This is a genomic window from Nitrospira sp. CR1.1, from assembly GCA_014055465.1.
Classification (GTDB): Bacteria; Nitrospirota; Nitrospiria; order Nitrospirales; family Nitrospiraceae; genus Nitrospira_A.
In genome coordinates this window covers 63,164-76,543 of record WIAF01000014.1, presented here as the reverse complement: position 1 = coordinate 76,543, position 13,380 = coordinate 63,164, and the positions used below count along the sequence as shown (strand labels likewise).

The window sequence follows — 13,380 nt, the reverse complement described above, 5'->3', positions numbered from 1 at the left end:
CCGATCAAGGTGACGGTCTCGCATGATCAACGGTATCAAGGATAGCCGCCAATTCACCGGTCAAGGATTGATATTCAAACCGATTCACACGCGCGGCATCAGGTGGAACGAGCCTTTGCGTTCCCGCCGCCACCTCTTTCAACAACGCCTTGACCCGCGCAACTTGATTCGGACTGCTTACGCCTAATCCATGCCGGGCTACCAAATTGGCCGTTGCGCCTTCCCCTCCGATCAGCAGAAGAGGCCGACCTGTCGCAATGTATTCGTAAATTTTGGCGGGGACCTGCAAAGGAGAATCTGGTTGAAGCACGAGCAGTACGCTTGATCGCTGCATTTCTCTGAGACACACGCTGTGGGAAACTGGAGGCTCACGCCGGAGGAAACCATGTTTCTCAAGATTTATTGCATAACGCTCACACTCCTGGTCTGCAGTGTCCCAGCCCCCGACAAAACGCAACCGGATTGTTTCTGGCTTTAACTGACCATCCTGAAACAGCTCCCACACCGCCTGCAACAAGACCCGCGGAGTTCTTTTTCCATAGACTGTTCCGAAATGGCACAACTCATATCCTGAAGAGGTCGGGCAACTCTCCGATGGTCCAGGAGGTAGCTGTCCGGGAGTTAATGTCTCCCGGTCAAACCCATTCGGGATCCAGGTGCAGCGGCCTCTGAGGCTGCCGAATTCTTCAAGAAGCCGATCACGAAGCTCCTCGGTATTGGCGATGACATGACTCGCAGTCTGACAGACTTGCGCTTCAGTTGCTCGTGATTTCCTGGTCAACATATCCGAACTGAAGGAATAATAGGGATTACAGTTCCAAGGATCCCGGTAATCGAGCACCAGCGGACGATTGAAGATGTTGGCGAGCGCACTACCGATCAAGAAACTTGTCCAAGGCCCACCGGTCGCGAAAATCACGTCCGGAATATCCTTGCCTGCGAGAGCCTGCATTTTTCGAATTGCCCTTGGGAGCCAGCCACATTGGCGGTCTGGAAATGCGAATGCCCAATCTAGAAGAAAGTCTTTTAGTGTCGACCGGACTGCGTTGGATTCAGCTGGAACAAACCCAGCCTCGGCGTTCCTTTGTGGTTCATGAGAAGCCGCTCTTCGTACAATTCCCCTGAGCCTGTCTCGGTACTGCAAGACCCGCTGAAGCTGATCCACGTATGGTACGCGAACAACTTCGACGCTTGCAGGGACACGCCCACCAAGTTTCGGATCAACCTGGTGCGAAGGATAGACACATTCCGGAGTGGTAGTGAGCACCTGGGGCCGCCAGCCATATGCCGCCAGATTGCGACAAAACCCAAGCGGGCGCATCGCGCCGCTCGCCGCCACCGGCGGAAAGTAATACGCGACCATCAAGACTCGTTTCACTGTCTCATCGCTTGCTTCATGGGAAGACCACATGTACTCACGAGTGGCTAGACAAGCTGGTCCGACTGAATCTGGTCACAGACCGGTTGAACGCTGAAATCAGAAACGTGCTTTTCCTTGAGAGAAGCGCACGACTTTCCATGCGCGTTCCATTCGACACAGCGATTGCGTGCTCCATCGGATTCCGACAATCTTCTGAATCCAAACGAATCCCGGAACGTTAGGCCTGCGCCTGCCCCGCTAAATCTGACAATATTTCGAATTCGGCGACATGGAAGAGTCTGTTTGAAAAATCTGCCTCTCCTCGACGGTGCCGATCCAGGTCGGCTAAAAGCGCATTCGTGTTATAAATGCCTCGCTCCCGCAGGGTCCGGCTGGCTAGAGTTTCACGAAGCGGCTCGTACAAATCATGCGCAAACCACTTCTTACTCGCGGTAGGAAACCCCATTTTGTCTACTCTGCTCCGCACGGACTCGGGGATACGCCCTCTCATTCCTTCTCGGAGCACATACTTGTTCCATGGACCTCGCACCTTCCAATCGTCCGGCAGGCCGCACACAAATGACACGAGGCGATAGTCCAAGAACGGAAGTCGCGCCTCCACAGAATGAGCCATGGAATTGCGGTCTTCGATCCGCAGATAGAGGGGCAACGGAGCCGATACAACCGATTGTTTCAATGATGCCGACAATGCTGCCGAACCTGGGGGGAGATCTTCGCTGATAAAATGCTTGGTTAAATCTCTCGAAAACCATGGATTCTGACGTATACGCGTCTGCCTCCTGGTCTGGGCCCATGTGCGGTATCTGCCGATCCTGTACATTTCCCAGGAAAGGCAACGGCTTACCGCTGCAGTCATACGCGTGCGCGAGTTTCCTCCATGCGCCTCGGTATAGGCTGTCACAGCCTGCCACGCAGCACCCACACGTCCTTGCTGAAGAAGAGACACCCAATAATCCTGAAAATAGCTTGAATATCCCCCGATTGTTTCGTCCGCCCCCTGCCCATTCAAAACAACACGAATTCCATGTGAGGCTGCGAGACGCATGAGTTGATAGCCGACCACAGCCGTCATGGTATGCACAGGCTCATCCTGAAACCAGAGAACTTTGCGCAGATCATTCCACAGTTCAGCAGGGCTGGTTTCCAGCTGCCTGAGTTGGGCATGCGTTTGAACCAGGGTATCCGCAATATACTTCGACTCATCAAACTCTTTGGCCATATAACAAAAGGCCTGGAGAGACGCCGGTTGCGTTCCGGCACTTTCATCACGGTGGCGCGCGGCGGCGCAGATGATGGCCGTCGAATCGAGGCCGCCGGAAAGACACACTCCCACCGGCACGTCACTTCGCATACGGATACGGACTGAATCCTCGAAAAGGTCCGCAAAGGTCTCGGCTGGACTCGCAGTGACGGATTGTGGCAAGGCATCAAGTGACCAGAACCCCCATTGGTGCCATGTCCCGTCGAGCCCGACCTCAAATCCACTGCCCGGCGGAATCTGCTCAATTCCCTCGTAGAACGTCTCATTCCCGCTGTCGAGACGTCCTTCTAACAGGAACCTGGAAGCAGTTCGCCAGTTGATCCCTGGCCGATAGTACCCGGAAGCACGCAGCGCCTTAATCTCTGAGGCAAATTGTATCACCGTGTTATCACGGTTGCAGTAGAGCGGTTTGACCCCAAATCGATCACGTGACCCGAAAAGTCGTCGATGCCGGCGATCATAAATCACAAACGCCCACATGCCGTTCAGTTTCGGTAGGCACTCCCGGCCCCACTCTCGATACGCAGCAAGCAGGACTTCGCTATCTCCGCTCGACCGAAACTGATAACCCAATTGGCGAAGTTCCTCGCGGAGTTCGACATAATTGAAGATTTCGCCGTTGAAGACCAGAACGTACTGACCATCCTGACTGATCATTGGTTGATGACCGGCTTCGGACAAATCAAGAATTGAGAGCCGACGAAACCCCATTCCAACGGCACCATCCATATAGATACCGCCATCGTCGGGACCTCGATGAAGCAAGCTCTTGGCCATCCGTTCCACAGCCGCTCGCTCCACCGGCCGTCCATTGATCCCCATGGCAACTGCGATTCCACACATCGAAGTTTTTTGGCTCCTTATCGCCCGTCACAGATTGCTTGCGACACGCGAATCATTTCACAACAACCTGACGAAAATACTCCGTGGCTTTTCTGATACCATCCTCAAGTTCCACCTTAGGCTCCCAGCCCAGGAGACTCTTGGCTCGGGTGATGTCTGGGCGCCGAACCTTAGGGTCGTCGGCGGGAAGGGGCCGCTCTTCAATGACGCTTTTTGAACCGGTCAATTTCAGGATAATCTCCGCAATTCCACGAACCGTGAGTTCTCGCGGATTACCGATATTCACAGGATCGTGAATACTGTCAAATGCGGCGTCCGGCTTTTGAGTGAGAAATTTCGTGCGATCGGTGCGCTCTGCATGGGACTTGTCTGATTTCACCATCAACAATGCCACGATACCACGAACTAAATCATCGACATAGCAAAAGCTGCGGGTCTGAGAACCGTCACCAAACACGGTCAATGGTTTTCCCTGAAGTGCCTGCACGATAAAGTTTGACACGACACGACCGTCCTTGGGGCGCATTCTTGGCCCATAGGTATTAAATATCCGAACGATTCGAGTGTCGACCCCATGATAGCGGTGATACGCCATGGTCATCGCCTCAGCAAATCGCTTGGCTTCGTCATATACGCCCCGCGCACCTATGGGATTCACATTTCCCCAGTACGTTTCAGGCTGGGGATTCAGCAACGGATCACCGTACACCTCGGAGGTGCTGGCCAACAGGAAACGAGCGCCCTTGGCTTTGGCCAACCCTAATGCCTTATGCGTCCCAAGCGCACCCACTTTCAAGGTCGCGATTGGCATTTCGAGGTAATCTTGCGGACTGGCAGGAGATGCGAAGTGCATGACGGCATCTAGCTGCCCATCCACATGCAGATAGTCGCAGACATTGTATTTCACAAAACTGAATTTTGGGTTTCCAATCAAGTGCGCAATGTTCTCGGCGCGCCCCGTGATCAAATTATCAAGTGCAATGACATCGTGGCCTTGTCCGACCAGAAGCTCAGACAGATGACTACCAAGAAACCCCGCGCCACCCGTAATCAAAATTCTCATGAATCGTTCCCTCCTTCGTGTTCCATAGACTATTCTTAATCGAGTTCAAACTCTTTCTTCCAATCAGAATCACCCTCCAGCGGCTTTTGCTCCGCTTTCATCAAGACGCAATTCTCCAGCACAAGCACATCCATTTCCGTCCGCATGAAGCAGCGGTAGGCATCCGCAGGTGTGCTGACAATCGGCTCACCTCGCACATTAAAAGATGTATTGACCAGCACTCCGTGGCCAGTCTTTGCTTCAAAGGCCTTCAGTAACGCGTAGTAGCGGGGGTTTGTGTCTTGATGTACGGTTTGAACCCTGGCTGAGTAGTCGAGGTGAGTGACGGCAGGGATGTCAGATCGTGGAATATTCAACAACTCAATTCCCCATAACCCATCTTGCGCTGAACTGATCGGGAGGCGTCGCTTCTCGGCGACGGGAGCCACCAGCAACATGTACGGACTGTCCGCGTTTAGAACGAAATAGTCGGATACGCGTTCACGCAACACTGACGGCGCAAATGGACGAAACGATTCGCGATATTTAATCTTGAGATTCATCACCGACTGCATGTCCCTATTGCGGGCATCTCCCAGAATGCTGCGTCCCCCCAGGGCACGAGGACCGAATTCCATCCGTCCTTGCAGCCAGCCGACAACCTTTCCTGCGGCAAGCTCCTCGGCCACTCGGGCATACAAATGATCTTCATCGAGCCTGACATAAGGGGCTTCAACTTTTTTCAAATAAGCTTCGATTTCTTCATTGGTATGCGAGGGCCCTAGATACGATCCTTTGATGCTGTCTTTTCCCGGAACCACTTTTCGGGGTTGTTGTTCATACTGATGCCACGTCGTCAATGCGGCGCCCAGCGCACCGCCGGCATCACCTGCCGCCGGTTGTATCCAGAGTCCCTTGAACGGGCCTTCTCGAAGAATACGTCCATTCCCCACACAGTTCAGTGCGACTCCACCCGCCATGCACATATAGTCCACGCCGGTCTCGCGATGCAGAGTACGCGAGAGGCGCAGCATCACCTCTTCCGTGACTTCCTGGACCGAGCGCGCCAAATCCATCTCGCGCTGGGTCAGCTTCGATTCCGGCTTGCGTGGCGGTCCACCAAAGACTTTATCGAAGTTATTGCCGGTCATGGTGAGACCGGTACAATAATTAAAATAGTCCATATTCAAGCGGAACGTCCCGTCTGGCTTCAGATCCAACAAATGCTCGTAAATAGCCTTCACGTATTTCGGCTCACCATAGGGAGCAAGGCCCATGACCTTGTATTCCCCCGAGTTCACCTTGAAGCCCGTGTAGTAGGTGAAGGCGGAATACAGGAGCCCGATGGAATGCGGGAATGGAATTTCCCAGAGCGGCGTCAGTGAATTGCCCTGCCCAAACCAGGCCGAAGTGGTAGCCCATTCTCCCACCCCGTCCATACACAACACGACGGCTTTTTCATAAGGAGATGGGAAAAAGGCCGAGGCGGCGTGCGACTCATGATGCTCGGAGAATAGGATCTGCGGCAGTGACGCGCTGGTCATTTCAGGATCATGAACCAGGAATTCCTTTTGGAGCAGACTTTTCAGAAGCAGCTTTTCTTTCAACCACACCGGCATGGCAGCCACAAAAGATTGCACTCCGCGAGGTGCAAAGGCCAGATAGGTTTCTAACAGACGCTCAAATTTCACCAACGGCTTGTCATAAAAAACGAGGTGGCGAACATTCTTCAGTCCAATATTCCCTTCCCGAAGACAGTACTCAACCGCTTTATGGGGAAATCCAGGATCGTGTTTCTTTCTGGTAAAACGCTCTTCCTGGGCCGCTGCAATGATTTCTCCGTCACGCACCAAACACGCGGCACTATCGTGATAGAACGCCGAAATCCCAAGAATGTTCATGCCCGCTCCCGCCGGTAGAAGGAAAGACCCCACTCACAATTAGTCTAGCACCCGAATCGTCTCGCAGCGCCCCGCAGAAGGGAAAAGGCTCTATTCCCAGGATATAGAAATTCGAAGCTAGGCTATGAGACGCTCCGGCATTCATTCATACAACCAAGGTATCGCGTGGCAATACACTCCCAGTTGTACTCACGGCATGCCCATTCTTTTCCCCGCCTGGCTAGCATCTCTCGAAGAACGGAATCCATGCACAACCGAGTCAGACCGGATGCCAGCGCCTCAGGATTATCTGGGGGTACCAGAATACCGGTTATGCCGTCCTGCACGATTTCAGGCACACCATCAACATTGCTCGCGATAACGGCTTTTCCACAGGCCATGGCTTCGGCGATGACCAACGGCATTCCTTCCGCGCGCGAGGCCAATACAAATGCCAGACATGATTTCATGAGTCGGAGAACCTGTTCATGAGTTTGATTGCCCAGAAATGTGACTTGGTCAGCCACGCCAAGCTCATCTGATTGACGAATCAGGTTCTCGCGCTCAGGCCCATCGCCAGCCACGACCAGATGGAGGCACATACCCCGTTGCTTGGCTTCCCGCAATGAAGCGATGACAACATCAATTCCTTTTCTGTGAATCAGATGTCCGGCAGTCAACAGATAATTCGTTGGAAGGGAAGGGTCTACCGATCCACCTTCGACTGCCTCAATGACATCCAAGGGTGCGCCATTTGGCAGCAACTGTCTTCGCTTCAACTGAATACCTTTGAACACCGATTCGACCTTGGACAACAAGGTTTGCGAAACACCCAGCACTATATCCGCTTTCTCGAGCAAAGACCGGACCAATCGTTGTTCTCGCGAATTCCACAAGGAGAGGTCATGCGCATCGTTCCCCTGATAGGTCACAAGCAAAATTCCCCCGCATATTCGCTTCACTATCCCAAAATAATACATCGCAGGCAGGGGATACTGAATCACAATAGCATCTAATCGGGCCCTACGCGCTAACCACACTAGTTGTATCACTGTCAGTGGAAACCACAAGTAATACATGATGGCCGCCCGAACCGGATGGTTGGACGACACCGGAGAACGCAAATACATGCCGTATACTGGTGTATCCTTCAGTGTCTCAATTTGGCAAAGGCGATTCTCGCGGTCCGCGACAAAAATAGTTACACTGTGCCCTTTTTTTTTGAATTCCTCAGTAAGGCGAGCCACTACGGTACTAATCCCGCCGGTTAAGGAGGGGCGCCAGGGAGTAACCAACAAAATATTCATATCATCAGAGGCGTTTAACCCTGTGGCTGCTTTCACCCAACGGCGGCGACATCAGGATGGATTCACCGGAGTTTGTAATTTGCGATGTCCGAGATAGGACTTGGCCAAATCCATGTACAGTTCAAGACGGAAAGGCCATTGTCGCACCAGATGTCGAAGGCGTTGTCGAGCTACTGCGCCTGAACATTCCAGCCGCTCTAAATATGCCAGCTGTCGCTGATTCGCATATAATTGCGTGGCGACCAGCCGTTGTATCTCGACTCCATGGGCGCCCTCTAGCCCGTACTCATTCAGGAGGATCTCATAAATCTTTGTAAAGTCACCGAGCAATCGGCGCTGACTGGACATAAGGCTACCTGCCCTCCACCGATATTGGCCTAATGGATCAGGCACATACCCAACCTCATATCCTTGCAGAACAACCTGAATCCAATGCAAATAATCTTGGGCGACCGGTAACCGCAGATCAAACATTCCCGCGCGTTCAAATGCACTTCGCCGCTCGAGAACCGTCAAGGTTTGGATATGGGAGCGCTGCAGTATGTCCTTGAGGCATCTTCCTTGCGGAACCCTCCTTCTCGTTTCCTGATTAAAGCGGGCATGGAGCACCATATCCTGCTCATCGATCACTGCCACTTCAGTGTGAACAAAGCCGCAGGCGGGATTTGCGTCGAGATACGCAACTTGACGAGCCAGTTTTTGAGGATCCCATAAATCATCGGCGTCGAGATACGCAATAAATTCACCCGTTGCATTGGTGAGAGCTGTGTTTCGTGCTGCAGAGGCGCCCTGATTTTCCTGCTTTATACAATGAAGGGCTTCACCATACCGTGCAAGTACTGCGGGGGTGCCATCGGTCGATCCGTCATCGACCACAATAACCTCAAAATCCCGATAGGTCTGCCTTAGTGCCGAGTCGACCGTCCGACCGATGAAGCGCTCACAATTGAATGTCGGAATTACGACTGATACGCGAGGCATGGGCGAGCTTATCCAGGAAAACGACCTACGTCACCTGCCCGACAGCCGGGGTCGCAAAGCTGCCAGAGTTTTCTCCGCGGCGGTATCCCACGAAAACCACTCCGCGGCAAGTTTCAACGCGCCGTCGCGAAGGCGGTCACGCAGACCTGCATGATCCATCACTTCCACCAACAACCTGGCCACGCCTTGATCATCATTCGGTTCGCACGTCAGGACATTTTCTCCATGGACAAACGCCTGATCCATCAGGGGACCACGCGTCACAATGATTGGCAAACCATGTGCAACCATCGATGCAAAGGAGCTATTGTTTAATTGCACACCTTCCAGGAACGGCAAGACGCACACATCAGATGCGTGCAGCAACAGCGAGGCATCCTCCTCATTAGACTTGAAGGCCCCTGTCCATGTCGTCCGTCCCTCTATGTGTAACGCCTTCGCAAGAGCTTGCATCTCATCAAAATACGATGCCCCACCCGCGACATCTAAATCGACTTTTCCTCCGATAAACAGGAGCCTGGCTTCAGGTCGTTGCGCGGAAACGGTTGCAAACGCTCGCAAGAGAGTTTCGATTCCTTTAATCGGATAGAGATATCCGAAAAATGTCACGACGAAGTCCTTCGGCTCGACGCCTAATCGTTTTCGCCCACGCTCCCTGGCTACACCTTCGTCATTTGATGCAATAAATAGATTGGGAGGAGGAGGTATCAGCGAAACCTTCCCTGCCACAGGCGGCCATTCCTCGATCAACATCGCGCGGTGGCGTTCGCACAATGCGATGACTGAATCACTGTCCCGCAATAACGTTCCGGAGCTATAGGCCACATCTCGCCCACCGGCCCAGCGCACCATCAATTTCCGAAACGCTCGCGCCACGACTCCTGTCTTCGACGGGTCAGCTCCGACAAATGCACTCTCATAGCGCGTAACAAACGGCACATTCGGAAGCAGCTTTTTGCAGAGCGTGGGAAGGAAGGTCACCATCGGATGACACTTGTACATTAAGCCTATGTACATAAAAAACACCGCGTCAGGCGCACAACTTTTGAGAAATGTCCGAGCACGAAGCAACTCAGTCCAGTCCCAACTCTCCATGATGGGATGCACATGAATTCGATCATCAGCAGTTCCAACATTTCCGACTGAAGTGAGCACATGCACATCTATTCCACGCTCAACCAATTGCTTGCACAGGTGGTAGGCATTCGTAGCCTCCCCTGCATGCATCGGCGGATACGCTCCTGAAATGACCAAGACTTTCATCGCGTATAAGGTGTCTCTCGTTGTAATTGCTGTCGGGGCTAGTGGCTCGCATTCATCGTAGCAGTTCGCCGCAGCCATGACTGGTGAATCTCTTCAAAAATGTGCTTCAAGGTTTTTGTAATCCCCCATGTGGGATAATGCGCAGTCATTTTCTTTAAATTGCTGATGTAGCAAATGTGATCCCCTTCCCGATTTTTCTCAACATACTCGTAGATCATCTTTTTCCCCGAGACCGCCTCAATCATCTCGAACGCTTCTAAAATCGAGCAGCTATTTCCACGTCCGCCGCCTAAATTGTACACCTCGCCGGTTCGTGGATTTTCGATAAATGCGTGAATGAACCGCGCGACATCTAAAGAATGAATATTGTCGCGAACCTGTTTCCCCTTATAGCCGAAGACGCTGTACTTCTTACCCTCCAAATTGCATTTAACGAGATAACTGAGGAACCCGTGCAGTTCCACACCAGAATGATTGGGCCCCGTCAGACACCCGCCCCGTAGACAGCAGGTTTTCATCCCAAAATAACGCCCATATTCTTGCACCATGATATCCGCCGCTACTTTTGAGGCACCAAAAAGAGAGTGCTTGGATTGGTCAATCCGCATATGTTCGGTAATTCCGTCGAAATCATTGGGAGAGGCATAGTCCCATCGTTTTGCCTGCTCTGTGAGAGACAGCTCATTGGGGGCATCCCCGTACACCTTATTCGTCGACATATGCACGAATACCGTGCCGGGAGTATGCAGCCTGGTCGCTTCAAGGAGATTGATCGTTCCCACAGCGTTCGTATCGAAATCATCAAACGGAATCTTCGCGGCCAGATCATGCGAAGGCTGCGCTGCCGTATGCACAATGGCATCCGGCCTGAGCTCCTGAATGAGTGCCAGCACTCCTTGACGGTCACGAATATCCAACTCATGATGACGAAAGTTCTTCAAATCAGCCTGCAATCGATGTTGATTCCAACGCGTATCACCTTGCAGTCCGAAAAACGTCGCTCGAGTGTTATTGTCTACGCCGTGGATCATCCAGCCTTGACCATGAAAATAAGCGCACACCTCAGACCCGATGAGGCCGGATGAACCCGTGACAAGCATTCGTTTCATGATGTACCCATTCCCTCCCTAGGCTCAAACCAATGTCGGAATAGTCCTTGAACCAAGCCGATACCATTTTATGGGCTGGACAAAGTAATAGTCTTGAAGTCGTATACCGTCTCGTTTCTTCAACAAGCCGCCAGAGTCACCAGCCACGCTACGATCACCGTGAGGACATAACTACTCTGTTGTCGTCCATTTCTCCCGCGACACGCTGGTTCCAGGCTCTATTGTCTGCAATATGCTGGATTCGCTCAAGCTCATTATCATTATTGGCACTTTCTTCGGAACATCCTTCGTCGGCTCAGGAAGCAAGCAGATGGGGCGCCCAACATCCCCGATCATATCGGGGCCAGGCGTGACAACCAAATGGCAACTGACGGTGATTCATGTCGTAACAGAACCGCGGCGCCACTTCGAACGCAAAGCGCAGACCGACTTCGACTGAGGCAACCTTAAAATCCGGCGCATAATGCGTCGCGCGATCGGACCAAAAATGATCTTCATTTTTCGTCCCGTCAGGTCGGAGATACCCTGAACCATCTCCAGGCTGGCGTTATTGAATAGCGATAGACGCTTCATCAGACGTTTGGGTGCATGTAACCACTTAGGTACGCTGGCTTACCCGCATATTTGTCCCGCCGATATTCCTCCTAGTCCACCCAATACACATCGGATTGAAACACCTTAAGAAAATTTTCGACATTCCGAAGTGACAAGCCACCATTTCCGACTCGCGACTTCTTTACCCATGTGTTGTCGGCACAAGAAATCTATGGCGGCCGATATAGTTCAGCCCCACGTCACACCGGGTAGTGAGTTGATCAGAAAAGACCAGCGCGTCGAGATGATAGATCAGAATGTATTGGTATTCACTGAAGGAACGATAAAAATGCTCCGACAGCAACAGGCGCGTATTGGCGGCACTGCCGAAAAACTCCGCCCCAAATCGCTTCAGGCCGCAGCCAGGCAAATTCACCTGAAGATTCTCCGGGACCACGAGGTACTTGTCATAGGAAGCCAGGTAGCGCGTGAGATGCCGAAACGAAATCTCCTCGTCGTCCGTCAGGGGGCTTCGATTATGCATCGGAACGACCACAGCTACTTTTTTCTTCGCCACTTGCACCATCTCATTCTGTCCATTCAACTCGCATTGGTGAATCTAACGATTCGTACGTCTTACGAGCCCGGAAGAATCTGACCGCTGTTCGCCCGATACACAGTACCGGCATTAGACAACTGCATCTTCGCGCCTACAGTGTTGCTAGCCGTCGAATCACTTCTTCGCTGAATAATTTGTGGCCGACTTCGTTATAGTGCGCATAGCGTCGAATTGGAAAAAACGCCAAGGGATCAGACTGCCCGCCCAAAAGAGGGTGCATGTCGACTAACGGCCGGTGGAGACGATCGACAATGCTGAGCACCTTGTCACAATCCTGGCTCGCCGTCTCTTGGCAAATAGACAAACACCACCTGTCCATTCCACGTACTCGCCCTAGCCTGAGCCGTAGCCAGGATATTCTCGAATAGCTGAAGGTCCTCTGGCGCAGACGATGCACCTGTAGGACACACATATTCCATCAACTCTGCCGGCAACCCTTGCTCAGCCTCACGCCGGTCATAGAATAATTGCAACACCTGACGAAAGTGCTGCAATTTGAAGACTTTTTCGAGGGAGACCGGCGCCACAGCTTTCGCCACCGCGTCATCGAGGAAGGTTCTCAATTTTGGGTCAATTTTGACCTACCCTCAGCCCTTCGGCCACCATTCAAGTTCTTTCACGCCGACAAACTGATCGGCGAGAAGGTGCGGGACTCTGGGGCAGGTGGCCGATACCCCAGCGCACCGTGCGGTCGCTGCGTGTTGTCGCGTTGACGGCACCGTTCCACGATCACCAGAGCCTCGTACAACGTGTCAAACGGTTCTCCGTTCAGCAACTCATCCCGCGACTTCTCGCTGAAGGACTCCACATAGCCGTTCTCCCACGGACTGCCTGGCGCGATACACAGCGGCGCGACAGCGAGCTGCTCGTACCACTCACGAAATCATACGACCAGACCTGGTTCGGATACTCCCCCCGCCGTCGGATACAGGAGCCATCGGCGAACCAGAGCCGCCCTCGCGTAGGTTATTGTTGCGGCACCGTTAATCCCTCCTGCCGACAAATCCACTCCACACGTTTGTGATTCACCCGTCATCTCTCCTGGCATAACAGGGCAGTGATCCGCCGATACTCGTAGCGGCCATACTCGCGGACCAGGTCAATGATCCGGATCCGCAGTCGGGCCTCGCCATCGAAGTCTGTCGTGAGCCAAGCCTCCT

Annotated in this window: 11 protein-coding genes; all 11 read right to left on the bottom strand. The window is 52.8% G+C overall.

Annotated elements, in window-relative coordinates; genetic code table 11:
• Positions 1 to 4: 4 nt before the first annotated feature.
• The 11 genes from GDA65_18600 to GDA65_18550 all read right to left on the bottom strand — a co-directional run bounded on the left by GDA65_18600 (position 5) and on the right by GDA65_18550 (position 13,067).
• The gene (locus tag GDA65_18600; protein MBA5864695.1) at positions 5 to 1,411 is read right to left on the bottom strand and encodes a glycosyltransferase; all 1,407 of its coding nucleotides are present in this window, start codon (positions 1,409 to 1,411) and stop codon (positions 5 to 7) included.
• Between the two features lie 187 nt (positions 1,412 to 1,598).
• On the bottom strand, positions 1,599 to 3,485 hold the full coding sequence (asnB, locus tag GDA65_18595) for an asparagine synthase (glutamine-hydrolyzing) (protein MBA5864694.1): 1,887 nt from the start codon (positions 3,483 to 3,485) through the stop codon (positions 1,599 to 1,601).
• A 52-nt stretch (positions 3,486 to 3,537) separates the two neighbouring features.
• Positions 3,538 to 4,548, bottom strand: coding sequence for an NAD-dependent epimerase/dehydratase family protein (locus tag GDA65_18590; protein MBA5864693.1), 1,011 nt, complete (start codon positions 4,546 to 4,548; stop codon positions 3,538 to 3,540).
• 35 nt (positions 4,549 to 4,583) lie between these two features.
• On the bottom strand, positions 4,584 to 6,428 hold the full coding sequence (locus GDA65_18585; protein ID MBA5864692.1) for a hypothetical protein: 1,845 nt from the start codon (positions 6,426 to 6,428) through the stop codon (positions 4,584 to 4,586).
• Positions 6,429 to 6,550: 122 nt separating this feature from the next.
• Positions 6,551 to 7,750, bottom strand: a complete 1,200-nt coding sequence (locus GDA65_18580) for a glycosyltransferase (GenBank protein ID MBA5864691.1) — start codon at positions 7,748 to 7,750, stop codon at positions 6,551 to 6,553.
• Positions 7,751 to 7,765: 15 nt separating this feature from the next.
• A complete protein-coding gene (locus GDA65_18575; GenBank protein ID MBA5864690.1) occupies positions 7,766 to 8,695 on the bottom strand; it encodes a glycosyltransferase in 930 nt (309 codons plus the stop codon).
• A gap of 30 nt (positions 8,696 to 8,725) precedes the next feature.
• A complete protein-coding gene (locus GDA65_18570; GenBank protein MBA5864689.1) occupies positions 8,726 to 10,036 on the bottom strand; it encodes a glycosyltransferase in 1,311 nt (436 codons plus the stop codon).
• On the bottom strand, positions 9,997 to 11,067 hold the full coding sequence (locus tag GDA65_18565; GenBank protein MBA5864688.1) for an NAD-dependent epimerase/dehydratase family protein: 1,071 nt from the start codon (positions 11,065 to 11,067) through the stop codon (positions 9,997 to 9,999). The genes GDA65_18570 and GDA65_18565 overlap by 40 nt, the downstream gene beginning before the upstream one ends.
• A gap of 736 nt (positions 11,068 to 11,803) precedes the next feature.
• Positions 11,804 to 12,178, bottom strand: a complete 375-nt coding sequence (locus GDA65_18560) for a hypothetical protein (GenBank protein MBA5864687.1) — start codon at positions 12,176 to 12,178, stop codon at positions 11,804 to 11,806.
• Positions 12,179 to 12,486: 308 nt separating this feature from the next.
• Positions 12,487 to 12,759 carry a hypothetical protein gene (locus GDA65_18555; GenBank protein MBA5864686.1) on the bottom strand — a complete coding sequence of 91 codons (273 nt, stop codon included), beginning with the start codon at positions 12,757 to 12,759 and terminating at the stop codon, positions 12,487 to 12,489.
• A 77-nt stretch (positions 12,760 to 12,836) separates the two neighbouring features.
• The gene (locus tag GDA65_18550) at positions 12,837 to 13,067 is read right to left on the bottom strand and encodes a transposase (GenBank protein MBA5864685.1); all 231 of its coding nucleotides are present in this window, start codon (positions 13,065 to 13,067) and stop codon (positions 12,837 to 12,839) included.
• Between the last annotated feature and the right edge of the window lie 313 nt (positions 13,068 to 13,380).

Excerpts from the sequence above, each read along its gene's own strand:
- GDA65_18600 (MBA5864695.1), bottom strand. The coding sequence starts at position 1,411 with ATGTGGTCTTCCCATGAAGCAAGCGATGAGACAGTGAAACGAGTCTTG.
- asnB (MBA5864694.1), bottom strand. The coding sequence starts at position 3,485 with ATGTGTGGAATCGCAGTTGCCATGGGGATCAATGGACGGCCGGTGGAG.
- GDA65_18590 (MBA5864693.1), bottom strand. The coding sequence starts at position 4,548 with ATGAGAATTTTGATTACGGGTGGCGCGGGGTTTCTTGGTAGTCATCTG.
- GDA65_18585 (MBA5864692.1), bottom strand. The coding sequence starts at position 6,428 with ATGAACATTCTTGGGATTTCGGCGTTCTATCACGATAGTGCCGCGTGT.
- GDA65_18575 (MBA5864690.1), bottom strand. The coding sequence starts at position 8,695 with ATGCCTCGCGTATCAGTCGTAATTCCGACATTCAATTGTGAGCGCTTC.
- GDA65_18570 (MBA5864689.1), bottom strand. The coding sequence starts at position 10,036 with ATGGCTGCGGCGAACTGCTACGATGAATGCGAGCCACTAGCCCCGACA.
- GDA65_18565 (MBA5864688.1), bottom strand. The coding sequence starts at position 11,067 with ATGAAACGAATGCTTGTCACGGGTTCATCCGGCCTCATCGGGTCTGAG.